Source organism: Pseudacidovorax sp. NFM-22, from assembly GCF_021401245.1.
In the GTDB taxonomy this organism is placed as follows: domain Bacteria; phylum Pseudomonadota; class Gammaproteobacteria; order Burkholderiales; family Burkholderiaceae_C; genus Xenophilus.
The window spans coordinates 89,969-113,502 of sequence record NZ_JACBFY010000006.1 but is presented as its reverse complement, the minus strand read 5'-3'; the positions used below and the strand labels follow the sequence as shown (position 1 = coordinate 113,502).

Here is a 23,534-nt window from a genome sequence, read left to right as displayed (position 1 = left end):
GCCCAGGCCCGACCCGTCTTGCAGGTTGCGGCAAAGCAAAAGGCCCGTGGCGCAAACCACGGGCCTTTTGCATGGGAGTCGGCCGGTCACCGGGAGATGCCGGACCCGAGCCCGAACAACACCGCCGGTCCGAAGACACCGGCCCGTCCCTCGGGCGCGCCTTGGCCTTTCAGCCGCCCTGCGCGGCCCGCTTCCAGGCCATCAGGGCCTGCTCGGCATCCTCGCGCTGCTCGGCGAGCTGGGCAACGGCCACCCAGGCGCGGCGATGCAGTTCCGCGTCCTGCTGGCCCAGACCGGCCTGCGTCAGCAGCTGCTGCGCCTTGCCCCAGAGCTGGCGCTTCATGCAGGCCATGCCGGCCAGGTACTGCAGGTGCGCATCGCGCGGCTGGGCGCGCTGGGCGCCTTCGATGCGGGCCAGCCATTCGGGATCGACCGTGTCGAGCCCCGCCTCCAGCGCACGCACGAGCTTGGCACGCTGGCTGTCGCTGAGCGCGTCCGGCTGCGCCAGCGAGCGCTCCCACACCGGCAGCAGCCAGGCCCGCGCCATCGCAAGGTCGCCGCGAAGCACCACCATGCGCTGCGCGGCCTGGATGGCCACCTCGGGAATGGCGCGCTCGGCCGCGTCCAGTTCGTTCCAGGCGCGCATCAGCTGGGCCGGGTCGTGCGCCTGTCCGATGAGCTCCAGCGCCAGCCCGCGCAGGATGCTGCGCGCGCCGTCTTCCGAGAAGGCGCGGTGCTTGGCGAGCAGGCGCGCGGTGTCCAGCGCATCCTGCGTGCGAGCCGACAGGCGCGTGGCCTTCAGACGCAGGCGCAGTGCCAGCGTGCGACGCTGCACGCCCTGCGGCAATTCGGCCAGGCGGTCCAGCGCGGCCACGGCATTGCGGTCTTCCAGGGCCCAGCGGGCCGAGCGCAACTGCACGCCATCGCGTGTCTCGGCGGACATGCCGCCGCGGTCGCGGCCCTCGTTCAGCGCATGCTGCAGATGGGCGTCGCGCGCCGCACGGTCCTGCAGCGCCTGGGCACTCTCGGCGGCCATCAGGTGCGCCAACACCCGCACCTGCTGCGACTGGGGCAGCCGGGCGTCGAGCCCGGCCAGCACATGCTCCTGCGCCAGCGCCGCCAGCGCCGACTTGCGCGCGCGGGTGAAGCGGCCGGCCAGCAGTTGGACGACCGAATCCAGCAGGGCCGCGTGCAGATTGCGCTCCTTCTGCTGCAGCCGCCACTGCCGCGCCTGCACGGGCAGCGCGAACAGCGCCTGCAGCGCGCGCAACGCGCCATAGAGCAGCATGAACACCAGGATCAGCAGCAGCAGCGCGAAGTTGAGCGACAGGTCCACCCGCGTGGGCGGCCAGAAGACGGTGACGATGCCCTGGTTGTTGCCCGCGAACAGCGCCACCGCGGCGGCGACCGCGAAGAGCACCAGGAGCCAGACGGCCGCGCGCATGACCTCAGCGCCCCGCGGACACGGCGGCCAGGGCCGTGAGGGTGTCGTCGATGCGCGGCGGCTCGGCGGCGCGCACCAGCGCCTGCACCTGCTGCAGCTGCGTGGCGGCCGCCTGCACGCGGCGCGAGGCGGGGTCGAAGTAGCGGTTGAGCGAGGCCGTCACGCCAGCCAGCTCGGCCCGTGCCGGCGCCACCTGGCCGGCCAGCAGCGCCAGCCGGGCGCTCAGCAGCTTGAGCTTGAGGTTCTCGCGCAGGAAGTAGGTCTGGTCGGGGGCGAGCAGCACCGATTCGGGCCGGTCGATGCGCGAGACGCGGATCAGCGAGCGCACCTCGTTGCGCACGCCCAGCAGGATGCGCTGCCACCAGGGCGCGTCGGCCGGCACGGCCTCGTTGGCCCAGCCGTCGCTCGCGGCGCGGTTGCCGCGCGGCGCCAGCGCGTTCATGACGGGCAGTTCGTCCACGCCCTTGAGCAGGTCGTCGAGGCGCGACAGGGCCTCGCCACCGTCGCCACTGGCCGTGGCGCGGATGCGGTCGGCGTCGCGCTGGATGGCGCGCTGCACGGGCTGCAGCCGGGGCTGGCTGGCGCGCACGATGCGCTGGTCGCTGGCCTTGAGGGCGGCCAGCAACGGCTGCACGTTGCCGGTGGCCTGGGCCTGTTCCAGTGCCAACCGCAGGGCGGCGTCGATGTCCACCAGCAGGCTTTCGTCGCGCGAGCGGGACAGGCTCTGCAGCGCCTCTTCGACCTGTGCGCGCTGAAGGCTGACCTCGGCCAGGCGGGTTTCGAGCAGCGCCACGCGGGCATCGGCGGCGCGCACGGTCTCCTGCGCCTCGCGGGCCAGGGTGCGGGCCTCGGTGGCCTGGCGCGTGGCATCGGCGCTCTGGCGTGCCAGTTGCTCCTGCATGCCGCCCACCTTCTGCCACAGCATGGCGGCCATGACGATGGCGACCAGCGCCGCGAGGGTGATGGCGCCAAAGGCCAGCCGCACCACCAGCATGGCGCCGGGGGCGGGCATGGGAGATGGGGGAACGGGGGCCAGGGGTCGCGCGACGGGATCGGTGACGGTGTCGTCGGTCGCGGGGGGTGCGCTCATCGCGGGAATTCTATCGACGCGGCCACGACGTCCAGGTCGGGCGACACCACGCGGACAAGGCCGAAGCCGGCATCGCGCGCGGCCTGGGCGATGCGCTCGTGCGTGGCCAGGGCTGCGGCGCGCGACCAGTCGGCCTGGGGCACCAGGCCGCGCAGGTTGCCCACGGCCTCCGAGCTGCTGAACAGCCAGGTCGCCCCGCCCTCGATGCCGGCCTGCACGACTCGGGCATCCCCGTCGCCGAGCGCGGGCGCCAGCCGACGGTAGACGGCCAGTTGCACGGCCACGCCCCCTGCAGCCTCGATCTGGCGCGAGAGCCAGTCGCGGCCCGCGGCGCGGCCCTGGGCATCGGCACCGCGCACCAGCCAGACGCAGGCGCCCGGCCCGACCTGGTCATGGACGCGGGCCCACAGCGATTCCGAGTCGAAGGGGCCTTCGGCAGGCGGCTGGTCGATGCGGGTCGCATCCACACCGGCTTCGGCCAGCGCGCGGGCCGTGCCGGGGCCCGTGGCCCAGCAACGGCAGGCGGCAACGACCTCTGGCGGCCGAGTGGCGAAGAAGTGCCGCACGGCGGCGGCGCTCACGAACATCAAGGCCTGCGGCGGCGTGCCCACAGGCCAGGCGATGACACCGGCGAGCGGCGCGATCTCGATCAGCGGCAAGGCGTGCGCATCGATGCCCCGCGCGCGCAGCGCCTCGGTCCAGCGCGTGGCCTCGGGCTCGGGCCGCGTGACGATCAGCGACGGCGCCGCAGTCATGGCAGGAAAGCGCTCGGGCCGCAGGTTGCCGGCGCCGCTCAGCCGAGCCGGGCACCACCGGCCTGCAGACGCCGTGCCGCCTCGGTGCCCAGGGCCTCGGCCGCAGCCAGGTCGGTGGCGACATCGGTCAGCTCGGCCCGCACCAGCGCGCCGGCCTGCTCGGCATCGCCCCAGGCGGCACGCACATGCAGGCGGCCGTCGCCCAGGTCTTGCACGAAGGCGGCCAGCGGCATGGAGCAGCTGCCGCCCATCGCCCGGCTCACTGCGCGCTCGGCAGCCACGCGGCGCCAGGTGGTCATGTCGACCAGGGGTGCCAGGGCTTCGCGCAGGTCGGCCCGGTCCGCGCGGATCTCGATACCCAGCGCGCCCTGCCCCGCGGCGGGCAGCATCTGTTCGGGCTCGAAGACGGTGCGGATGCGAGAGGCCAAGCCCAGCCGCATCAGGCCGGCCGCCGCCAGCACGATGGCGGCATAGTGCCCTTCGTCGAGCTTGCGCAGCCGGGTATCGAGGTTGCCGCGCAGCGGCTCGATGCGCAGGTCGGGCCGCAGGGCGCGCAGCAGCACCGTGCGCCGCAGGCTGGAGGTGCCGACGACGGCGCCCTCGGGCAGGTCTTCCAGCCGCGCATGGTTGGGGGAGACGAAGGCATCGCGCGCATCCTCGCGCTCCAGCACGGCCGCGAGCTCGAAGCCTTCGGGCAGCTCCATCGGCACGTCCTTGAGCGAATGGACGGCGATGTCGGCGCGGCCTTCTTCCAGCGCGAGCTCCAGTTCCTTGACGAACAGGCCCTTGCCGCCGACCTTGCTGAGCGTGCGATCCAGGATCTGGTCGCCGCGGGTGGTCATGCCCAGCAGTTCGACCGTGTGGCCCTGTTCTTGCAGCAGGTCCCGCACATGCTCGGCCTGCCAAAGGGCGAGGCGACTTTCGCGCGTGGCGATCACGATGTGGCTCACAGAGCGGTCTCCGCGTGGGTTTGCTGGGTCTTGGATGCTAGCATGTTGCGCCGCAGCAACGACTGATGGCGCACACCACAACCATTGCGAAGAGGAGAGTCCTGCATGCCGCCCGCCCCCCGGACGAAAAGCACGAAGAAGCCCGGCGACTCCGCCACCCCGTCACTGCGCAAAGGCACGGACGACGCCCCGTTGATCGAGGACATCCGGCTGCTGGGCCGCATCCTGGGCGACGTCATCCGCGAGCAGGAAGGCAAGGACAGCTTCGAACTGGTCGAGAAGGTGCGCACGCTGTCGGTCGCCTTCCGCCGCGATGCCGACCATTCGGCCGACCGGGCGCTCAAGCAGCTGCTCAAGGGCCTCTCGGCGGCGCAGACGGTGCAGGTGATCCGCGCCTTCACCTACTTCAGCCACCTGGCCAACCTGGCCGAGGACCGGCACCTGATCCGCCGCCGCACCGAGGCCGAACGCTCGGGCGAGGCCATCGACGGCAGCCTGGACGCGGCCCTGGCCCGCATCCGCAAGGCGGGCGTCTCGGCCGAAGACGTGGTGGGCACGCTGGCCCACAGCTACCTGTCCCCGGTGCTCACCGCGCACCCGACCGAGGTGCAGCGCAAATCCATCCTCGACGCCGAACGCGGCATCGCGCAGCTGCTGACGGCGCGCGACGAGATCCGGCAGCGCCAAGCCCTGTTCGCCGGCCAGAAGGACACGCTCACGCCGCGCGAACTCGAAGAGAACGAAGCCCTGCTGCGCACCCGCGTCGTGCAGCTTTGGCAGACGCGGCTGCTGCGCTTCACCAAGCTCACGGTGGCCGACGAGATCGAGAACGCGCTCTCTTATTACGAAGCCACCTTCCTGCGCGAGATCCCCAAGGTCTATGCCACGCTGGAAAAGGCCCTGGGCGCGGAGCACATCGCCTCCTTCTTCCGCATGGGTCAGTGGATCGGTGGCGACCGCGACGGCAACCCCAACGTCACGGCCGAGACGCTCGAATACGCCCTGCGCCGCCAGTGCGAACTGGCCCTGCGCCACTACCTCACCGAAGTGCACTACCTGGGCGGCGAGCTGTCGATGTCCGCCACGCTGGTGGATGTGACCGTGGAGATGCAGGCCCTGGCCGAGGCCTCGCCCGATCCCAACGAGCACCGCCACGACGAGCCCTACCGCCGCGCGCTCACCGGCATCTATGCCCGCCTGGCCGCCACGCTGCGCGACCTGACCGGCGGCGTGGCCGCGCGCCATGCCGTGGCGCCGCAGAACCCCTACAAGTCGGCCGAGGAGTTCCTGGCCGACCTGCGCACGATCGAGGAATCGCTGGTCGACAAGCATGGCGGCGTGCTGCTCGACCAGCGCCTGCGGCCGCTGATGCGTGCGGTGGAAGTCTTCGGCTTCCACCTGGCCACGGTGGACCTGCGCCAGAGTTCCGACAAGCACGAGGCCGTGATCGCCGACCTGCTCAAGGTGGCCCGCATCGAACCGGCCTACGCCGAGCTGGCCGAAGAGGACAAGCAGACGCTGCTGCTCAGGCTGCTGAACGACGCGCGGCCGCTGCGTGTGCCCGGCGCCAGCTACCAGCCGCTGACGGTGAGCGAGGTGGCGATCTTCCAGCAGGCGCTGGAATCGCACCGCCGCTACGGCCGCGCCGCCATCCGCCACTACATCATCAGCCACACCGAGACCGTGAGCGACCTGCTCGAGGCCATGGTGCTGCAGAAGGAAGTGGGCCTGCTGCGCGGCACGCTGCAGGAGGACGCGGTGTGCGATCTGATCGTCGTGCCGCTGTTCGAGACCATCGCCGACCTGCGCAACGCCGCGCCCATCGTGCGGGCCGTCTACGAACTGCCCGGCGTGCGCGCCATGATCCAGCGCTCCGGCGGCGAGCAGGACATCATGCTGGGCTACAGCGACAGCAACAAGGATGGCGGCATCTTCACCAGCAACTGGGAGCTCTACCGCGCCGGCATGGCGCTGGTGAAGCTGTTCGACGAGCTGAACGAGGGCCAGAAGGACGGCATCCGCCTGCGCATGTTCCACGGCCGCGGCGGCACCGTCGGCCGCGGCGGCGGCCCCAGCTACCAGGCCATCCTGGCGCAGCCGCCCGGCACCGTGCGCGGCCAGCTGCGCCTGACCGAGCAGGGCGAGGTGATCGGCTCCAAGTACGCCAACCGCGAGATCGGCCGGCGCAACCTGGAGACGCTCGTCGCCGCCACGCTGGAGGCCACCTTCCTCGGCTCCACCAAGTCCGCGCCCACGGCCTTCATCAATGCCGCGTCGACCATCTCGCAGGCCAGCATGGACGCCTACCGCGCGCTGGTGTACGAGACGCCCGGCTTCGTCGACTACTTCTTCGGCTCGACGCCCATCCGCGAGATCGCCGAGCTCAACATCGGCTCGCGCCCGGCCTCGCGCAATCCCAAGCGTAACATCGAGGACCTGCGCGCCGTGCCCTGGAGCTTCAGTTGGGGCCAGTGCCGGCTCACCATCAACGGCTGGTACGGCTTCGGCAGCGCCATCCAGGCCTTCCTGGGCGAAGCCAAGGACGTGGCCGGCCGCAAGGAGCGCGAGGCGCTGCTGCAGAAGATGTATGCCCAGTGGCCCTTCTTCCGCACGCTGCTGTCCAACATGGACATGGTGCTGGCCAAGAGCGACCTGCAGCTGGCTGCGCGATACGCCGAGCTGGTGGGCGAGCGCAAGCTGCGCCAGAAGGTGTTCTCGATGATCGAGGCCGAATGGCGCCGCACCTCCGATGCGCTGACGCTCATCACCGGCGCCAGGCAGCGGCTGGAAGGCAATGCCGAGCTGCAGCGCTCGGTGCGCCACCGCTTCCCCTACATCGACCCGCTGCACCACCTGCAGGTCGAGCTGATGCGCCGCTTCCGCGGCGGCGACGGCAGCGAGCGGCTGCAGCGCGGCATCCACCTGTCGATCAACGGCGTCGCCGCGGGCCTGCGCAACACGGGCTGATTCTTCGGCGGCACCCGCCCTCGCACAGCCGCGCCGGCCCAGGGCCCGCGCGGCTTTTCTTCGCCCGTGCGGGCCGCGCCATTCGCTGACGGAATAGCGCTTATCGCCCGCCTGCGTCTTCTGCGTTCGCCTCGCCCTTCCTAGAGTGCGATCCATCGAACGAGGAGACCACTCATGGCAAGAATGACCGCGGCCCAGGCCGCCGTGCTGGTGATGGAACGCGAGGGCATCACGCAGGCCTTCGGGGTGCCCGGCGCCGCCATCAATCCGCTGTACGCCGCGCTGCGCGCCCATGGCGGCATCGGCCACATCCTGGCGCGGCATGTGGAAGGCGCCTCGCACATGGCCGAGGGCTACACCCGGGCGGTGGCCGGCAACATCGGCGTGTGCATCGGCACCTCGGGCCCGGCGGGCACCGACATGATCACGGGGCTCTATTCGGCATCGGCCGACTCCATCCCCATCCTGTGCATCACGGGCCAGGCGCCGCGGGCCCGGCTCTACAAGGAGGACTTCCAGGCCGTGGACATCGAATCCATCGCCAAGCCCGTCACCAAGTGGGCCGTCACCGTGCGCGAGCCAGCGCAGGTGCCGCAGGTCTTCCAGCAGGCCTTCCACCTGATGCGCTCGGGCCGGCCGGGGCCGGTGCTCATCGACCTGCCCTTCGACGTGCAGATGGCCGAGATCGAGTTCGACATCGACACCTATGCCCCGCTGCCAGCCTACAAGCCGGCCGCCACGCGGGCGCAGATAGAGAAGGCGCTGGCCATGCTGAATGCGGCCGAGCGGCCGTTGATCGTGGCCGGCGGCGGCGTCATCAATGCTGACGCCAGCGCGCTGCTGGTGCACTTGGCCGAGCTGACCGGCACGCCGGTCATCCCGACGCTGATGGGCTGGGGCAGCATCCCGGACGACCATCCGCTGATGGCCGGCATGTGCGGCCTGCAGACCAGCCATCGCTACGGCAACGCCGCGCTGCTGGCCAGTGACTTCGTGCTGGGCATCGGCAACCGCTGGGCCAATCGGCACACGGGCTCGGTCGACGTCTACACGCACGGCCGGACCTTCGTGCATGTGGACATCGAGCCCACGCAGATCGGCCGCGTGTTCATGCCCGACTTCGGCATCGTGTCGGACGCCAGCGCGGCCTTGGCGCTGTTCGTCGAAGTGGCCGAGGCGATGAAGGCCGAGGGTCGCCTGCCCGACCGCAGCGCCTGGGCCGCCGAGTGCCGCGAACGCAAGCGCACGATGCTGCGCAAGACCGACTTCGCCGACGTGCCCATGAAGCCGCAGCGCGTCTACCAGTGCATGAACCGGCACTTCGACCGCGAGACCTGCTACGTCAGCACCATCGGCCTGTCGCAGATCGCCGCCGCGCAGTTCCTGCACGTCTACCAGCCGCGGCACTGGATCAACTGCGGCCAGGCCGGCCCGCTGGGCTGGACGGTGCCGGCCGCCCTGGGCGTACGCGCCGCCGACCCGTCACGCCGCGTGGTGGCGCTGTCGGGCGACTACGACTTCCAGTTCATGGTCGAGGAACTGGCCGTGGGCGCGCAGTTCAAGCTGCCCTACCTCCACATCGTGGTCAACAACAGCTACCTGGGCCTGATCCGCCAGGCGCAGCGCGGCTTCGACATGGACTACTGCGTGCAGTTGGGCTTCGAGAACATCAATGCCGCGCCCGACGCCGGCATCGAGCGCCACTACGGCGTGGACCACAAGAAGGTGGTCGAGGGCCTGGGCTGCAAGGCCATCCGCGTGCAGCGGCCCGAGGAGATGCAACCCGCGCTCGACCAGGCCGAGGCGCTGATGGCCGAGCACCGCGTGCCGGTGGTGATCGAGGTGATGCTGGAGCGCGTGACCAACATCGCCATGGGCACCGAGATCGACGCCATCCGCGAGTTCGAACCGCTGGCCGCTGGCATCGCCGACGCACCCACGGCACTTGCCGCCGCCATGCTCGATTGAAGGTGCGAGCGAACCCGCCATGGCCGCTCGGCCACGCCGGATTCACTCACGCCTGCTGAGCACCGTCCCATTCCGAAATCAAGAGACTGCCATGCCCCGCTTTGCCGCCAACCTGACCATGCTGTTCACCGAGCTGCCCTTCCTGCAGCGCTTCGAGGCCGCCGCCCGCGCCGGCTTCGAAGGGGTGGAATACCTCTTCCCCTACGACTTCGAAGCCCGCGAACTGGCCGAGGCCTTGCGTGCCCGCGGCCTGGTGCAGGTGCTGCACAACCTGCCCGCCGGCGACTGGGCGGCGGGCGAGCGCGGCATCGCCTGCCATCCGGACCGCGTGGCCGAGTTCCGCGACGGCGTGGGCCGCGCCATCGGCTATGCGAAGACGCTCGGCTGCCCGCAGCTGAACTGCCTGGTCGGCAAGCTGCCCGAAGGCGCGACCTGCGCCGACGTGCAGCCGGTGCTGGTCGACAACCTGCGCTTCGCGGCCCGCGCGCTGGAAGACGCCGGGCTTCGGCTGCTGGTCGAGCCCATCAACCACTTCGACATTCCCGGCTTCGCCCTTACCCGCACCGACCAAGCGTTGGCCCTGCTCGACCAGGTGGGAGAGGCCAACCTGCGCATCCAGTACGACATCTACCACGCCCAGCGCATGGAAGGCGAACTGGCGGGCACCCTGAGCCGGCACCTGGGCCGCATCGGCCACATCCAGGTGGCCGACAACCCCGGCCGCGGCGAGCCGGGCACGGGCGAGATCCATTACCGCTGGCTGTTCCAGCAGATCGACGCGCTGGGCTATGAGGGCTGGATCGGCTGCGAATACAAGCCGCGCGCCAGCACGCAGGAAGGCCTGGGCTGGATGCGCGCCCTGGCCGCCTGAGCCGCACGGCCGCCAACGAAGCACTGAAGGAGACCCGCCCCATGAACACCCACACGCACCGCGACACCCACACCGATGGCCCGCCGACCGGCAAGCCGATGGAACCCCGCCGCATCGGCTTCATCGGCCTCGGCATCATGGGCACGCCCATGGCCGGCCACCTGGCCGCGGCTGGCCACACGCTCTTCGTCCATACCCGCGGCCAGGTACCGGCGGCGCTGGCCGGCCGGGCCGAGGTCTGCGCCAGCGCGGCCGAGGTGACCCGCCATGCAGAGGTCGTCTTCCTCACGGTGCCGGACACGCCCGACGTCGAGAAGGTGCTGTTCGGCGAGCACGGCGTGGCCGAGGGCCTGGCCGACGCGCCCGGCGGCGGCGCGGGCAAGACCGTGGTGGACTGCAGTTCCATCGACCCCATCGCCACGCAGGACTTCGCCTGTCGCATCGTGGCACTCGGTGCCGGCTACGTCGATGCGCCCGTCTCCGGAGGCGAGGTCGGTGCCAAGGCCGCCAGCCTCACGATCATGTGCGGCGGCGACGAGGCGGTGTTCGAGGGCGTGCGCCCGCTGCTGCACACGATGGGCCGCAACGTCACCCGCGTCGGCGAGGTCGGCGCCGGCCAGATCACCAAAGTCGCCAACCAGATCATCGTGGCGCTCAACATCGCGGCCGTCGGCGAGGCGCTGGTCTTTGCCAGCAAGGCCGGCGCCGACCCGGCCAAGGTGCGGCAGGCGCTGATGGGCGGCTTCGCGGCCAGCCGCATCCTCGAAGTGCATGGCGAGCGCATGATCACCCGCAGCTTCGCGCCCGGCTTTCGCATCGCGCTGCACCAGAAGGACCTGAACCTTGCGATGCAAAGCGCCCGCAGCCTGGGCGTTGCCCTGCCGCAGACGGCCAGCGCGGCGCAGCTGATGAACGCCTGCGCCGCCCTCGGCCACGGCCAGGCGGACCATTCCGCGCTCGTACGCGCGCTGGAGGCCATGGCCGGGCATCCCGTGGCGCCCGACGCCACCAGCTGAACCCCGACGTCAGAGCCCCGGGTCGACCAGCGCCTTGGCGTCCTCGGAGCCATCGACGCGCTCCAGCCGTCCCTGCGTGTCGAACCGGAGCGTCACCGGCTGCTCGTCCTGCATCGTGTAATAGGCCCAGGACGGGGCCGTGGCCGGCTCCGGCGTGAGCTCTGCCGAGGGATAGCCCAAGGCCATCGCCACCTGCTCGCGCGTCATCCCCTGCCGCACGCGGCCGCTGCGGACGGCGCGCTGCACGTCGGTGGACCAGGTGGCCAACCGGGCTGCGGGGTCCTGCGACACCACGATACGGCCCAGCCACTCGCGCGAGCCGGTCGCGCTGCGCGAACCGGGGGTCACGTCGTCCGTGAAGCCCATGTAGGTGTTGCCGACATAGCCCCAGAAATAGGCATGGCGCTTGGTCTGCTCGACGCGCACCGGCAGGCCCAGCCGGGCCACGGGGCCGCCCAGCACATTGCTCGCATAGATGATGTCGCTCTGCACCGGCAGGTTGCAGCAGAGATAGCCGGTGATGGGCGGTTGCAGCCGCGTGGCGCAGCCGCCCAGGGCCAACACAGTGGCGCCCAGCGCCAGGGCCGCACGCCGGCGGCCCGATCGGGTGGAACGGATCATTCTTGACACTCCCTTTTTGGTATTGCCGCCGTGCGCAGCCGAGTTGACCGTGCCCACGCGACGGCGGCAGTGTAGGAAACCGTGGTCGCAGCCACGGTGCGGCGCCCAGGTCCGCGCGACAATCTGCCCCCGGACCGGCCCCACCCCAGCCGGGTTCACCGGCGCCCGGGACCGCCCCACCCTCGGCGGCAGCCATGCATCACGCCATGCCTGATCGGCATGGGATGCCCGAAGGCCCGCCCGCACCCAAGCCCGCAGGCGAGCGCCCTTGCGTTAGCCTCGGCCCCCTTCCCCCGAATCCGACCGTTTCCCGTCCCCAAGGAGATTGCATGTCCAAGCCGCTGTCCCCCGCAGAAGAAGCCCTGCGCGACGCCGCCCGTGAATACCACCGCGCCGGTATGCGCGGCAAGATTTCGGTCACGCCCACCAAGCCGCTGGTCAACCAGCGCGACCTGTCGCTGGCCTATTCGCCGGGTGTGGCCTATCCCTGCCTGGACATCCAGGCCGACCCCTCCAAGGCGGCCGAATACACCGCCCGCGGCAACCTGGTCGGCGTGGTCACCAACGGCACCGCGGTACTGGGCCTGGGCGACATCGGCCCGCTGGCCGGCAAGCCGGTGATGGAGGGCAAGGGCTGCCTGTTCAAGAAGTTCGCCGGCATCGACGTGTTCGACATCGAGCTGGCCGAGCGCGACCCCGACAAGCTGGTGGACATCATCGCGGCGCTGGAGCCCACGCTGGGCGGCATCAACCTCGAGGACATCAAGGCGCCCGAGTGCTTCTACATCGAGAAGAAGCTGCGCGAGCGCATGAACATCCCGGTCTTCCACGACGACCAGCACGGCACCGCCATCATCTCGGCCGCCGCCCTGCTCAACGGCCTGGAGCTGGTGGGCAAGAAGATCGGCGACGTGAAGATCGCCGTCTCGGGCGCCGGCGCCGCGGCCATCGCCTGCCTGGACGTGATGGTGGGCCTGGGCGCCAAGACAGCCAACATCTTCGCCTGCGACTCCAAAGGCCTGATCTACACCGGCCGCGCCGGCGGCTTCGACGAGTCGAAGGCCCGCTATGCCCAGCCCGACACCGGTGCCCGCACCCTGGCCGACGTGGTGCAGCAGGCCGACGTGTTCCTGGGCTGCTCGGCGCCGGGCGTGCTGACGGCCGACATGGTCAAGACCATGGCCGACAAGCCCATCATTCTGGCCCTGGCCAACCCCGAGCCCGAGATCCGCCCGGAGCTGGCCAAGGCCGTGCGCCCCGACTGCATCATCGCCACCGGCCGCAGCGACTATCCGAACCAGGTCAACAACGTCCTGTGCTTCCCCTACATCTTCCGCGGCGCGCTGGACTGCGGCGCCACCAAGATCACGGAAGAGATGAAGCTCGCCTGCGTGCGCGAGATCGCCGACCTGACCAAGGCCGACATCAGCGAGGAAGTGGCCACCGCCTATGCGGGCGAGGAACTGTCCTTCGGCCCCGACTACCTGATCCCCAAGCCCTTCGACTCGCGCCTGATCCTGCGCATCGCGCCGGCCGTGGCCAAGGCCGCCGCCGCGTCGGGCGTCGCCACCCGCCCGATCGAGGACCTGGACGCCTACCGCCAGCAGCTGTCGCGCTTCGTCTACCAGACCGGCATGGTGATGCGCCCCGTCTTCGCCGCCGCCAAGATGGCCGAGAAGAAGCGCGTGGCCTATGCCGAAGGCGAGGACGAACGCGCCCTGCGCGCCGCCCAGATGGCCGTGGACGAGGGCATCGCCCGCCCGATCCTGATCGGCCGCCCGGACATCATCGCCATGCGCATCAAGAAGGCCGGCCTCAACCTGCGCCCCGGCGTGGACGTGGAGGTGGTCGACCCCGAGAACGACCCGCGCTTCCGCCAGTACTGGGAGGCCTACCACCAGCTGATGGGGCGCCGCGGCATCAACCCGGAAGGCTCCAAGGCGATGGTGCGCCGCTCCAACACCACCATCGCCGCGCTGATGGTGCACCTGGGCGACGCCGACGCCATGCTGTGCGGCCTGGTCGGCCGCTTCGACAGCCACCTGAAGATCCTGGGTCAGCTGCTGGGCACCCAGCGCGGCGTGCCGGACTTCGCCACGCTGAACGCGCTGATGCTGGACAAGTACACGCTGTTCATCGCCGACACCAACGTGCACGAGGACCCGACGGCCGAGCAGCTGGCGCAGATCGCGCTGATGGCCGCCGAAGAGGTGCGCCGCTTCGGCCTGCCGCCCAAGGTGGCCTTCCTGTCGCATTCCAACTTCGGCACCTCCGAGCGCGCCTCGGCCCGCAAGATGCGCATCGCCCGCGACCTGTTCGCGCAGATGGCGCCCGACATCGAATGCGACGGCGAGATGCACGGCGACGCCGCGCTGTCGGAATCGGTGCGGCGCGAATCGCTGCCCGGCTCCTCGCTGACCGGCGAGGCCAACCTGCTGATCTGCCCCAACCTGGACTCGGCCAACATCCTCTTCAACGTGCTGAAGATGACCGGCGCCAACGGAGTGACGGTGGGCCCGATCCTGCTGGGCTCGGCCAAGCCGGCCCATGTGCTGACGGCCAACGCCACGGTTCGCCGCGTGCTCAACATGACGGCCCTGGCCGTGGCCAACGCCAACACCACGCGCTGAGTTCCCGCCGCTGAAGACGCGCCAACTTGGCGCATCGACGCCCCACGTGCGTGCACGCCGTGGGGCGTTTTGCTGTCCGCTCCGGGATGACCCGGGTGCACCGCTTTGGCGCAAGGCTGAGGATCGCACCCCAACGGTGCAGGCACCGTTATTGCTTTTTCCTGCCACATCCCTCAGCGAGAGTCTTCATGAACAAGCGACAAGTCCTGCAGTCCTTCCTGGCCGCCTCGGCCTTCGCCCTCGGCCTGGGCGCGGCCCATGCCCAGGCCACCACGCCGATCAAGTTCCAGCTGGACTGGCGCTTCGAAGGCCCCGCCGCCCTGTTCCTGCACCCGGCCGCCAAGGGCTACTTCAAGCAGGCCGGCATCGACGTGACCATCGACGCCGGCAACGGCTCGGGCGGCACCGTCACCCGCGTGGCCTCGGGCGCCTACGACATGGGCTTCGCCGACCTGGCGGCCCTGATGGAGTTCCACGCCAACAACCCCGACAGCCCCAACAAGCCGGTCGCGGTCATGATGGTCTACAACAACACGCCGGCCTCGGCCATGGCGCTCAAGAAGAGCGGCATCACCAAGCCGGCCGACCTCTCGGGCAAGAAGCTGGGCGCCCCGGTGTTCGACGCCGGCCGCCGCGCCTTCCCCATCTTCGCCAAGGCCAACAACATCACCAACGTCACCTGGACGGCGATGGACCCGACGCTGCGCGAGACCATGCTGATCCGCGGCGACATCGACGCCATCACCGGCTTCACCTTCACTTCGCTGCTCAACCTCGAAGCCCGCGGCGCCAAGGCCAGCGACGTGGTGGTGCTGCCCTATCCCGACTACGGCGTGAAGCTCTACGGCAACGCCATCATCGTCTCGCCCAAGCTGCTGGCCGAGAAGCCGCAGGTGGTCAAGGCCTTCCTGTCGGCCTTCACCAAGGGCGCCAAGGAAGTCATCGCCAACCCGGCCGTGGCCATCGAGTCGGTCAAGGCCCGCGACGGCATCATCGACACCAAGCTGGAGACGCGCCGCCTGCAGCTGGCCATCGACACCGTCATCAACAGCCCCGACGCCCGCGCCGAAGGCTTCGGCAACGTGGTGCCGTCGCGCCTGGCGCTGATGGCCTCGCAGGTGTCCGACGCCTACGGCACCAAGACCCGCGTCAAGCCCGAGGCCGTGTGGAACGGCTCCGTGCTGCCGCCGGCCGCCGAGCTGGCCATCCTCAAGAAGTAAGCGGCGCCCGCGCCTTCTCATCCTCGGCCTGTGGCCGGCCCGTTGCGGCCGGCGCAGGCCGTTTCTTGTGCACCGCCCATGGACACGCAAAACGCCACCCCCTTCGTCGACTTCCAGGACGTCTGGCTCGCCTACAACGAGCAGTTGCTGCGCGAGAACCACTTCGCCGTCGAGGCCATCGACCTCAAGGTGAAGAAGGGCGAGTTCATCGCCATCGTCGGCCCCTCGGGCTGCGGCAAGTCCACCTTCATGAAGCTCACCACCGGCCTGAAAATGCCGTCGATGGGCAAGATCCGCATCGACGGCCAGCCGGTGACCGGGCCGCTCAAGATTTCGGGCATGGCCTTCCAGGCGCCGTCGCTGCTGCCGTGGCGCACCACGGTGGACAACGTGCTCCTGCCGCTGGAGATCGTGGAGCCCTACCGCTCCACCTTCAAGGCCAAGAAGAAGGACTACGAGGAGCGCGCCCGCCGCCTGCTCCAGAAGGTGGGCCTGGCCGGCTACGAGGACAAGTTCCCCTGGCAGCTGTCGGGCGGCATGCAGCAGCGCGCCAGCATCTGCCGCGCGCTGATCCACGAGCCCAAGATGCTGCTGCTGGACGAGCCCTTCGGCGCGCTCGATGCCTTCACCCGCGAGGAGCTGTGGTGCATCCTGCGCGACCTCTGGACCGAGCAGCGCTTCAACGTGATCCTGGTGACGCACGACCTGCGCGAATCGGTCTTCCTGGCCGACACGGTGTACGTGATGAGCAAGTCACCCGGCCGCTTCGTGGTCAAGCGCGAGATCGAGCTGCCGCGCCCGCGCGAGCTCGAAGTGACCTACACCAAGGAATTCAGCGACATCGTGCACGAGTTGCGCGGCCACATCGGCGCCATCCGCCAGGGCGCCGCCACCGGCGCACCCGCCGTGCCGCTGCCCCAGTAAGAACGCTCAGGGAGCCGTCCGCCCATGAACAACAAATTGCTCGAACGCTGGTCGCCATGGCTGCTGCTGGTGGCCGTGATCCTGCTGTGGCAGATCATCTGCTCGGCCTTCGCCGTCTCGGAATTCATCTTCCCCAGCCCCTGGCGCATCTGGACCCAGTTCTGGGAATTCAAGGCCATCATCGCCGGCCATGCCTGGCGCACCTTCTGGGTGACGATGGCGGGCTTCGGCCTCGCCATCGTGGTGGGCGTGCTGCTGGGTTTCGTGATCGGCAGCTCGCGCCTGGCCTATGCCGCCATGTACCCGCTCATGACCGCCTTCAACGCCCTGCCCAAGGCGGCCTTCGTGCCGATCCTGGTGGTGTGGTTCGGCATCGGGGTCGGGCCGGCCATCCTCACGGCCTTCCTCATCAGCTTCTTCCCGATCATGGTCAACATCGCCACCGGCCTGGCCACGCTGGAGCCGGAGCTGGAGGACGTGCTGCGGGTGCTGGGCGCCAAGCGCTGGGACGTGCTGATGAAGATCGGCCTGCCGCGCTCCATGCCCTACTTCTATGCCTCGCTCAAGGTGGCGATCACGCTGGCCTTCGTCGGCACCACGGTGTCGGAGATGACCGCCGCCAACGAAGGCATCGGCTACCTGCTGATCTCGGCCGGCTCGGCCATGCAGATGGGCCTGGCCTTTGCGGGGCTGATGGTGGTGGGCGCGATGGCCATGGTCATGTACGAACTCTTCAGCGCGCTGGAGAAGCACACCACGGGCTGGGCGCACCGGGGCACGCAGGGCGGCTGAGCGCGCCAGGCCCGGCGCGCCGCCGGGCTACTTTTGCCGGACGGCTCGCGGCACCTTCTTGGCAGGTGCCGCGACAGCGGGGGCCGCGGGCGGCGCCAGAAGCGTGGCGAAGACCATCGCCACGAAGTCCTCGTAGGGCTGATCGCTTCGCACCACCTTCGCGCGGATCAACGTGCCCTGCCAGGCATTGAGCACGAAGCGGGCGAGCACCGGCGCCTCGGTGGCGGCGGCCACCGAACCGTCAGCCTGGGCCTGGCGGATGACCCCGGCGATGGCCACGCTCCAGTGGTGGAAGAGCCGCCCGAATTCCGCGCGCGAGGTCTCGTGGCTGTCGGCGATCTCCGAACTCAGTGCGCCCAGGAAGCAGCCGCTGCGGTAGCCGCGGTCCTTCACCGTCTTCCAGTTGGCGCGGAAGTGGCGCCTCAGCCGCTCCAGCGGCGCCAGCTTCTCGTCGTGCAGCACCTCGATGCCGTTGCGGGCGATGTAGGCCTGCAGCGCTTCGAGCGCCAGCTTCTCTTTGCTGTCGAAGTGGTTGTAGAACGAGCCCTTGGGCACGCCGGCCGCATCGGTCAGGTCCTGCACGCTCGCCCCGTTGAAGCCATGCACCTCGAACACATCGAGGGCGGCATCCACGAGCTTGTGCCGGACACTGGGTCTTCCCATGGCTGATCGTCCTTGCGCGGGAGGTTGAACGGGGTCCGCATTGTGCCAGCCGGTCTGGCTGGACATAATATGACCAGTCGTCTTAGTTCACGTCCTCCGCAACTGTGGAGCAGGAGTGACAAGGCCCGAGCGCCGCGTCGCGCAGGCAGGCCCTCGCTTCAAGGAGATCACCGATGAACATGTTCGCTGGCGTGCGCTGGTGGTCGGCGTTGGCGAGCGTGGCGCTGCTGGCCTTCCTGCAGGGCTGCGTGGCGCTGGCGCCGTCGCACAACCCACCCGTCGCGGCGATGCCTGCGTCGCCGGAGGACTTTCTTTCGCGCGCCGCGGCGCAACCCGGACTGGGGCCGCAGGAGTCGGCCTTCCGTCCGCTGGCACTGAGCGCCTATGCCCTCGATGCGCGCCTGGCCCTGATCGCCCGGGCCCAGCGGAGCATCGACGTGCAGTATTACCTCCTTCAGTCCGACGGCGTCGGGCGTCACTTCCTGCGCGCCCTGCGCGATGCGGCGCTGCGCGGTGTGCGTGTGCGTGTGCTGGTCGATGACCTCTACACCGCCGACACGCAGGAACTGCTCGCCGACTTCGAAGCCACGCCGAATGTGGAAGTGCGGCTGTTCAATCCCTTCCCCGCGGGGCGGCGGCTCGACACGACACGATGGGGGCTGTCGCTGCTCGACATCTCGCGCCTCAACCGGCGCATGCACAACAAGCTGCTGGTGGCGGACGGCGTGCTGGCCGTGGTGGGTGGGCGCAACATGGCGGACGAGTATTTCCTGCAGCACGCCAGTGGCAACTTCGCGGATTTCGACCTGCTGCTGACCGGCGCCGCGGTGCCCACGTTGGCGACCGGCTTCGACGCCTACTGGAACAGTCCGCGCGTCCATGCCCTGGCCCGCCTGCTGCCCTCCGACGAGCCGCCAGCCGCGCGGCAGGCGCGCTTCGACGCCGCGACCGCCCGGTCGCACGACACGCTGCCGCCGCTGCCTGCTGCCGCGCAGGACCTGCTCGGCTATGGCCCCGTTTCCGCGGCCCTGATGCATCCCCCCATGAAGATGCTGCGCGGCACCGTGCAGGTCCTGGTCGACGACCCCGAGAAGGCCGCCGGTCGGGCCGAGGACGGCGACGACCCGCACACCGTGACCCAGCAGACGCTGACAGCCATCCTGCGCACTCAGCGCGAGCTGCTGCTGGTCTCGCCCTACTTCGTGCCGGGCGAGCGCGGCATGGCCGCGATCCGCGAGGGCCGGCGCAAGGGCGTGGCCATCACGCTGGTGACCAACTCGCTCGCGGCAACCGACGAGTCCTTCGTCAGCGCGGCCTTCGCGCGCTACCGCCCCATGCTGCTGCGCGAAGGCGTGCAGGTGGTGGAGATCAGCCCCAAGGTGCTCGACCGGGAAGCCGCCGCGCACCGGCCGGGCGGCTCCAGCGCCGGGCGCATGCACGTCAAGGGCTTCGTCATCGATCGCCGCATCACCTTCGTGGGCTCGATGAACATGGACTTCCGTTCATCCCGCCTGAACACCGAGGTCGGCCTGCTGGTGGATTCGCCCGCGCTGGCTGAGGACGTGATCCAGCTGATCGATACGCTCCGGCGCCTCGGCAGCTACCAGTTGCGGCTGTCGACTGACGATCAACATGTGCAGTGGGTCGAGACCCGCGACGGCCAGGCCCGGGTCTACGACGACGAACCGGGTGTAGACCTGGCCACCCGCCTGAAGATCTTCTTCTTCTCGCGGCTGATCAGCGAGAAGCTCCTGTAGGAGCCAGCTCGGCCCGGCGCCATGTGCCGGACCGAGGCGTTCCGGTACCCAGCGCGGGGTGCCGGAACGCCGCTCGTCAGGCGATCGGGAACATCGCGTTGCCGCTCAGCGTCTGCGCAGCGGGCACCTCTTCCTGGATCACGTCCCAGTGCTCGACGAGTCGGCCGTCCTTCACGCGAAAGATGTCCACGCCGATCATGGTCTTGCCGCTCCAGTTGACGTAGCGGCCGTGGATGGACACGAACTCGCCGTCGTCCAGCACCAGGCCGGGCTCGTAGCGGAAGTCCGCCGGCAGGCTGGGGATGACCTGCCGGAAGAAGGCCAGGCCGTTGGGCATGCGCGGGTTGTGCTGCACATAGCCCGAGTCCCAATAGGCGTCGAGGGCACTGAGATCGCGTTGGCCGAACAGCCGCGTCATGGCGGCGAGGACCAGTTCCTTGTTGTTCATGGAGGCTCCAGTTCAGGGGGAGTGGCCCCGGAAAGGGCCACGGATACGAGGCGGAGTCGACTTAAGACGACCGGTCATATTCTGCCCGCAGGTGCCGCCGGACACAATTGCGCCGCGTTCACCCGCCAAGGGGAAGACTCCGCCACACCATTCGATAAGACCTTCCAACGCTCGACGAGCGGCCATTGGATGGGCTCATCGCAGTTGATGCGGCCGGCCGCGGCTGACCGCCGCTTTGCCCGGCGTGCAGTCAGCGCATCGCCTCGATCGGATTGACATGCAGGCATCTGCCTGCATAATTGGCTCGCACACCCAAGAACGAATGGATGAAGACAAGGTTTTCAAGGCCCTGGCCGACCCGACGCGCAGGAAGCTGCTGGACCTGCTGTACGAGAACAACGGGCAGACGCTGGGCGAACTTTGCGAACACCTCGACATGGCGCGCCAGTCGACCACGCAGCACCTCGGCATCCTCGAAGCCGCACAGCTGGTGACGACCGTCTGGCGCGGCCGCGAGAAGCTGCACTTCATCAACCCGGTGCCGCTGCACGAGGTCTACGAACGCTGGGTACGGAAGTTCGAGCGCCAGCGCCTCGGCCTGCTGCATGACCTGAAGAAGCAACTGGAAGGAGAGTGAGGATGAGCAAGACCTGTTTCGTCTACGTGACCTACATCCGAGCGACACCCGAGAAGGTGTTCGAGGCCATCACCCAGCCCGACGTCTCGCTGCGCTACTGGGGCCACGAGAACATCTCCGACTGGCGGCCCGGGTCGCCCTGGCAGCATGTGCGCGCCAACGATGCGCGCACCGTCGAGCTGGTGGGCGAGGTGCTCGAAATCTCCCCGCCGACCCGGTTGGTCATCACCTGGGCCAATGCCTCGCAGGCCAGCGATCCGGCGAGCCGCAGCCGCGTGAGCTTCGACATCGTCGAGTACCAGGGCATGGTGCGGCTGACCGTGACCCACGACGAGCTGGAGGCCGGCAGCGGCATGGCCAACGGCATCCAGAAGGGCTGGCCGATCGTGCTGTCCAGCCTCAAGTCCCTGCTCGAGACCGGCGAAGGCATCGACGTCTTCGCCAAGCCCACGCAGGCCTGAACAGGCACCGCCATGAACCTGCCCTTCACCGGCGGATGTGCATGCGGCGCGGTGCGTTACAGCACGCCGCATGCGCCTGTGTTCCAGAACCACTGCCAGTGCCGGGATTGCCAGCGCCGCAGCGGTACAGGCCATGGCTCCTGGCTGACCTTCGCGTCGAGCGCCGAGCTGGCCTTGACCGGCGAACTGCGGCACTGGGAGACAGTGGGCGACAGCGGAAACACCAAGATCCACGCCTTCTGCCCGGTGTGCGGCACATCGGTGGCCCTGCGCTTCACCGCCATGCCCGATCTGGTCGCCGTGCCCGCCGGCAGCCTGGACGAACCGGCGCGCTTTGCGCCGCAGGTGGTGACCTACCGCGTGCGCGGCCTGACCTGGGACCGCGTGGATCCGTCGCTCACGGCCTTCGAGCGCATGCCGGGCTAGGGTTGTCGGCGCGATGAACGGGGGCCGCGCCGCTTCGCGATGGGACAGGAGCAGGCGCGGCGCAGCCCGAAGGGAAACGGCCCTTTGCCCAAGGTCGGCCGGCCCTAGGCAGCCGGGCCGTCCGCCCAGCCTGTCTCGATCTCGGCCTTCACTTCCGTCATGAGCTTGTGCACCGGGCATTTGCCGGCCACGCGCAGCAACTCGTCGCGCTGGGCATCGCTGAGCGCGCCGCCCACCTGCAGCCGGGCCGACAGCCGGTAGATGCCCTGCCGCTCCTGGCTGGCGTCGCGGTCGACGTCGACCTGGATGTCCTCGACCGGGATGCCGCGCCGCTGTGCGTACAGCAGCATCGTGAGCGCCTTGCAGGCGGCCAGCGCGGCGTCGTAGAGGTCGTGCGGCTCGGGGCCGGCATCGGTGCCGCCGCCTGCGATCGAGGCGTCGACGGTGATGGCATGGCCGCGGATCTGCAGCGTGTGGGCAGTGCCGCTGCTGCCGTTGCGGCGAACGGTGACGGTCATTCGGTGCTCCTGGATTTGGAAGGAAGGAAAAGAAAGGGTCCGGCTCAACCGCGATGCGCCGTGGCCGGAATCCACGGGACGACGGCTGCGCGACGGTGTTCCAAGTCCATGTGCCGTTCAAGCGCTGGCCGACGTCTCGGATGGACGATACAGGAGGGCCAAGCCCCGCTTCGCGCAACGCCGGTGCGACATCGCCTGCGCCGCGCGCACTGACGCATCCCGCAACCCGCAACCCGCAACCCGCAACCCGCGCAGCGTATGCTCGCGCGCCATGTCTCCATCGGCTCTCGCCGCGCCGCGATCCCGCTTGCGCACCTGGGCGCAGGCCCGTCTCGTCGCCGGCCTTGTGCTGATCGCCAGCCTGCCCTGCGCCGCCGCCAGCGACAGGGCGGCGGCATCGTCCCCACCTGAACGCTGCGCGGCCACGAGCGGCCAGCCTTCGCCGCCGCGCGCCCTCGCCATGGCCCGCATCGCGCAGGCCGAGCACGCCGCCTGGGGCGGCGCGCAGCTGGATGCCGAAGGCCGCCTGATCCGCAGCGGCGCCGCGGAAGCCGAGGAGCGCGGCGCCTTCGCCCGGCCCGCGCCCTGGCAGCGCGTGATGCGCTACTGGTCCGCCGTCGACGAGGCCGAGCGGGCCCACTGGCCCTCGGCCGTGCGCTTCGGCGCCCTGCGCCCGGCGCAACGCGAACTGCTGGAACAGGCGCTGCAGATGGCCTCTGCCGACCTGCTGCAGGGCTTGGGCGTCGGCACGGGCGTCGGACTGCAGAGCGACGAGCGCCGCGCCATCGCCGTGGCACTGGCCCGCGTCGCCGTGATCGACACGCCCTGGTCCGCCGCCTTCGTCAGCTGGGTCGCGCGCGAGGCCGGCCTGCAGCCGGGCGAGTTCATCTTCTCCGAGGCCCATGCCGACTATGCGGCCGAGGCCTGGCACACCCGCCTGCAGGAAAGCGCCGGCGCCCCGTCCGCGGGCGCGATGCGGGCCTGCGACCTGCGCACCACCACGCCCCGCGTGGGCGACCTGGTGTGCCATGCCCGCGCCGCCAGCCGCGACCTCGTGACGCTGGACGAACTGGGCGAAGCGCTGGAGCGCCGCCGCGCCACCGGCAGCGGCCTGCCCATGCATTGCGACGTGGTCGTGCAGGTGGACGACGGCGGCCTCGACACCGTCGGCGGCAATGTGCTCGAGGGCGTCACTGGTCGGCGCCTGGCCTTCGCGCCGGGCACCCGACTTCTGGATGCGAGCTACCAGCCTGGCTGCAGCGGTTGCACCGACCGTCACATGAACACCGCACCGTGGGTGCTGCTGCTGCAATGGCGCTGATGGCAGCAGGGTCGGCCGTCGGTGCGCGGGCAGCGGCCTGCGCCAGAATCGCGGC

General features: G+C 69.9%; 21 protein-coding genes. 13 read left to right on the top strand and 8 right to left on the bottom strand.

Annotated features, from left to right (window positions below):
* Window positions 1–169: 169 nt before the first annotated feature.
* Genes L0984_RS20800 through hemC form a run of 4 tightly spaced genes read right to left on the bottom strand, consistent with a single transcriptional unit; the run spans window position 170 to window position 4,239 of the window.
* Window positions 170–1,444, bottom strand: a complete 1,275-nt coding sequence (locus L0984_RS20800; RefSeq protein WP_234196042.1) for a heme biosynthesis protein HemY — start codon at window positions 1,442–1,444, stop codon at window positions 170–172.
* Between the two features lie 4 nt (window positions 1,445–1,448).
* The gene (locus tag L0984_RS20795; protein WP_370646117.1) at window positions 1,449–2,534 is read right to left on the bottom strand and encodes a uroporphyrinogen-III C-methyltransferase; all 1,086 of its coding nucleotides are present in this window, start codon (window positions 2,532–2,534) and stop codon (window positions 1,449–1,451) included.
* Window positions 2,531–3,289, bottom strand: a complete 759-nt coding sequence (locus L0984_RS20790) for a uroporphyrinogen-III synthase (protein ID WP_234196041.1) — start codon at window positions 3,287–3,289, stop codon at window positions 2,531–2,533. The genes L0984_RS20795 and L0984_RS20790 overlap by 4 nt, the downstream gene beginning before the upstream one ends.
* 38 nt (window positions 3,290–3,327) lie before the next feature.
* Window positions 3,328–4,239 carry a hydroxymethylbilane synthase gene (hemC, locus tag L0984_RS20785; protein ID WP_234196039.1) on the bottom strand — a complete coding sequence of 304 codons (912 nt, stop codon included), beginning with the start codon at window positions 4,237–4,239 and terminating at the stop codon, window positions 3,328–3,330.
* A gap of 105 nt (window positions 4,240–4,344) precedes the next feature.
* Between hemC and ppc the strand changes: the two genes are divergently transcribed.
* From ppc to L0984_RS20765, 4 genes are all read left to right on the top strand, one after another.
* Window positions 4,345–7,206, top strand: a complete 2,862-nt coding sequence (gene ppc / locus L0984_RS20780; RefSeq protein WP_370646116.1) for a phosphoenolpyruvate carboxylase — start codon at window positions 4,345–4,347, stop codon at window positions 7,204–7,206.
* Window positions 7,207–7,380: 174 nt separating this feature from the next.
* Window positions 7,381–9,174, top strand: coding sequence for a glyoxylate carboligase (gcl, locus tag L0984_RS20775; protein ID WP_234196036.1), 1,794 nt, complete (start codon window positions 7,381–7,383; stop codon window positions 9,172–9,174).
* A gap of 91 nt (window positions 9,175–9,265) precedes the next feature.
* A complete protein-coding gene (gene hyi / locus L0984_RS20770) occupies window positions 9,266–10,045 on the top strand; it encodes a hydroxypyruvate isomerase (RefSeq protein WP_234196034.1) in 780 nt (259 codons plus the stop codon).
* The gene (locus L0984_RS20765) at window positions 9,970–11,061 is read left to right on the top strand and encodes a 2-hydroxy-3-oxopropionate reductase (protein ID WP_370646144.1); all 1,092 of its coding nucleotides are present in this window, start codon (window positions 9,970–9,972) and stop codon (window positions 11,059–11,061) included. Before hyi ends, L0984_RS20765 begins: the two co-directional genes overlap by 76 nt.
* 9 nt (window positions 11,062–11,070) lie before the next feature.
* On the opposite strand, the gene bamE is transcribed toward L0984_RS20765, so the two are convergent.
* Window positions 11,071–11,682, bottom strand: coding sequence for an outer membrane protein assembly factor BamE domain-containing protein (gene bamE, locus L0984_RS20760; protein WP_234196032.1), 612 nt, complete (start codon window positions 11,680–11,682; stop codon window positions 11,071–11,073).
* A 329-nt stretch (window positions 11,683–12,011) separates the two neighbouring features.
* On the opposite strand from bamE, the gene L0984_RS20755 reads away from it, so the two are divergent.
* From L0984_RS20755 to L0984_RS20740, 4 genes are all read left to right on the top strand, one after another.
* Entirely contained in the window at window positions 12,012–14,312 is a 2,301-nt protein-coding gene (locus L0984_RS20755; protein ID WP_234196030.1) for an NADP-dependent malic enzyme, read from the top strand.
* Between the two features lie 188 nt (window positions 14,313–14,500).
* Window positions 14,501–15,532, top strand: a complete 1,032-nt coding sequence (locus L0984_RS20750) for an ABC transporter substrate-binding protein (protein ID WP_234196028.1) — start codon at window positions 14,501–14,503, stop codon at window positions 15,530–15,532.
* A gap of 78 nt (window positions 15,533–15,610) precedes the next feature.
* Entirely contained in the window at window positions 15,611–16,456 is an 846-nt protein-coding gene (locus L0984_RS20745; RefSeq protein ID WP_234196026.1) for an ABC transporter ATP-binding protein, read from the top strand.
* A 24-nt stretch (window positions 16,457–16,480) separates the two neighbouring features.
* A complete protein-coding gene (locus L0984_RS20740; protein ID WP_234196025.1) occupies window positions 16,481–17,248 on the top strand; it encodes an ABC transporter permease in 768 nt (255 codons plus the stop codon).
* 27 nt (window positions 17,249–17,275) lie between these two features.
* On the opposite strand, the gene L0984_RS20735 is transcribed toward L0984_RS20740, so the two are convergent.
* Window positions 17,276–17,911: a TetR/AcrR family transcriptional regulator gene (locus tag L0984_RS20735; RefSeq protein ID WP_234196024.1), complete on the bottom strand. Its 636-nt coding sequence runs from the start codon at window positions 17,909–17,911 to the stop codon at window positions 17,276–17,278.
* A 173-nt stretch (window positions 17,912–18,084) separates the two neighbouring features.
* On the opposite strand from L0984_RS20735, the gene L0984_RS20730 reads away from it, so the two are divergent.
* Window positions 18,085–19,668 (top strand): phospholipase D-like domain-containing protein, encoded by a 1,584-nt coding sequence (locus L0984_RS20730; RefSeq protein WP_234196022.1) that lies wholly within the window; start codon window positions 18,085–18,087, stop codon window positions 19,666–19,668.
* Between the two features lie 76 nt (window positions 19,669–19,744).
* Here the strand turns inward: L0984_RS20730 and L0984_RS20725 are convergent, their stop codons facing one another.
* Window positions 19,745–20,116, bottom strand: a complete 372-nt coding sequence (locus L0984_RS20725; RefSeq protein ID WP_234196020.1) for a nuclear transport factor 2 family protein — start codon at window positions 20,114–20,116, stop codon at window positions 19,745–19,747.
* 322 nt (window positions 20,117–20,438) lie between these two features.
* Between L0984_RS20725 and L0984_RS20720 the strand changes: the two genes are divergently transcribed.
* Genes L0984_RS20720 through L0984_RS20710 form a run of 3 tightly spaced genes read left to right on the top strand, consistent with a single transcriptional unit; the run spans window position 20,439 to window position 21,640 of the window.
* On the top strand, window positions 20,439–20,753 hold the full coding sequence (locus L0984_RS20720) for an ArsR/SmtB family transcription factor (protein ID WP_234196018.1): 315 nt from the start codon (window positions 20,439–20,441) through the stop codon (window positions 20,751–20,753).
* Window positions 20,754–20,755: 2 nt separating this feature from the next.
* Window positions 20,756–21,214, top strand: coding sequence for an SRPBCC family protein (locus tag L0984_RS20715; protein ID WP_234196016.1), 459 nt, complete (start codon window positions 20,756–20,758; stop codon window positions 21,212–21,214).
* Window positions 21,215–21,226: 12 nt separating this feature from the next.
* Window positions 21,227–21,640 (top strand): GFA family protein, encoded by a 414-nt coding sequence (locus L0984_RS20710; protein WP_234196013.1) that lies wholly within the window; start codon window positions 21,227–21,229, stop codon window positions 21,638–21,640.
* Between the two features lie 104 nt (window positions 21,641–21,744).
* Here L0984_RS20710 and L0984_RS20705 read toward each other — a convergent pair whose 3' ends face one another.
* Window positions 21,745–22,158 carry an OsmC family protein gene (locus L0984_RS20705; protein ID WP_234196011.1) on the bottom strand — a complete coding sequence of 138 codons (414 nt, stop codon included), beginning with the start codon at window positions 22,156–22,158 and terminating at the stop codon, window positions 21,745–21,747.
* 271 nt (window positions 22,159–22,429) lie between these two features.
* Between L0984_RS20705 and L0984_RS20700 the strand changes: the two genes are divergently transcribed.
* Window positions 22,430–23,479 carry a DUF2272 domain-containing protein gene (locus L0984_RS20700; protein WP_234196009.1) on the top strand — a complete coding sequence of 350 codons (1,050 nt, stop codon included), beginning with the start codon at window positions 22,430–22,432 and terminating at the stop codon, window positions 23,477–23,479.
* Window positions 23,480–23,534: the final 55 nt, after the last annotated feature.

Excerpts from the sequence above, each read along its gene's own strand:
- L0984_RS20720 (WP_234196018.1), top strand. The coding sequence starts at position 20,439 with ATGGATGAAGACAAGGTTTTCAAGGCCCTGGCCGACCCGACGCGCAGG.
- bamE (WP_234196032.1), bottom strand. The coding sequence starts at position 11,682 with ATGATCCGTTCCACCCGATCGGGCCGCCGGCGTGCGGCCCTGGCGCTG.
- gcl (WP_234196036.1), top strand. The coding sequence starts at position 7,381 with ATGGCAAGAATGACCGCGGCCCAGGCCGCCGTGCTGGTGATGGAACGC.
- L0984_RS20800 (WP_234196042.1), bottom strand. The coding sequence starts at position 1,444 with ATGCGCGCGGCCGTCTGGCTCCTGGTGCTCTTCGCGGTCGCCGCCGCG.
- L0984_RS20725 (WP_234196020.1), bottom strand. The coding sequence starts at position 20,116 with ATGAACAACAAGGAACTGGTCCTCGCCGCCATGACGCGGCTGTTCGGC.
- ppc (WP_370646116.1), top strand. The coding sequence starts at position 4,345 with ATGCCGCCCGCCCCCCGGACGAAAAGCACGAAGAAGCCCGGCGACTCC.
- L0984_RS20755 (WP_234196030.1), top strand. The coding sequence starts at position 12,012 with ATGTCCAAGCCGCTGTCCCCCGCAGAAGAAGCCCTGCGCGACGCCGCC.
- L0984_RS20710 (WP_234196013.1), top strand. The coding sequence starts at position 21,227 with ATGAACCTGCCCTTCACCGGCGGATGTGCATGCGGCGCGGTGCGTTAC.
- L0984_RS20740 (WP_234196025.1), top strand. The coding sequence starts at position 16,481 with ATGAACAACAAATTGCTCGAACGCTGGTCGCCATGGCTGCTGCTGGTG.
- L0984_RS20735 (WP_234196024.1), bottom strand. The coding sequence starts at position 17,911 with ATGGGAAGACCCAGTGTCCGGCACAAGCTCGTGGATGCCGCCCTCGAT.
- L0984_RS20730 (WP_234196022.1), top strand. The coding sequence starts at position 18,085 with ATGAACATGTTCGCTGGCGTGCGCTGGTGGTCGGCGTTGGCGAGCGTG.
- L0984_RS20705 (WP_234196011.1), bottom strand. The coding sequence starts at position 22,158 with ATGACCGTCACCGTTCGCCGCAACGGCAGCAGCGGCACTGCCCACACG.
- hyi (WP_234196034.1), top strand. The coding sequence starts at position 9,266 with ATGCCCCGCTTTGCCGCCAACCTGACCATGCTGTTCACCGAGCTGCCC.
- L0984_RS20745 (WP_234196026.1), top strand. The coding sequence starts at position 15,611 with ATGGACACGCAAAACGCCACCCCCTTCGTCGACTTCCAGGACGTCTGG.
- L0984_RS20715 (WP_234196016.1), top strand. The coding sequence starts at position 20,756 with ATGAGCAAGACCTGTTTCGTCTACGTGACCTACATCCGAGCGACACCC.
- L0984_RS20795 (WP_370646117.1), bottom strand. The coding sequence starts at position 2,534 with ATGAGCGCACCCCCCGCGACCGACGACACCGTCACCGATCCCGTCGCG.
- L0984_RS20750 (WP_234196028.1), top strand. The coding sequence starts at position 14,501 with ATGAACAAGCGACAAGTCCTGCAGTCCTTCCTGGCCGCCTCGGCCTTC.
- L0984_RS20790 (WP_234196041.1), bottom strand. The coding sequence starts at position 3,289 with ATGACTGCGGCGCCGTCGCTGATCGTCACGCGGCCCGAGCCCGAGGCC.
- L0984_RS20700 (WP_234196009.1), top strand. The coding sequence starts at position 22,430 with ATGTCTCCATCGGCTCTCGCCGCGCCGCGATCCCGCTTGCGCACCTGG.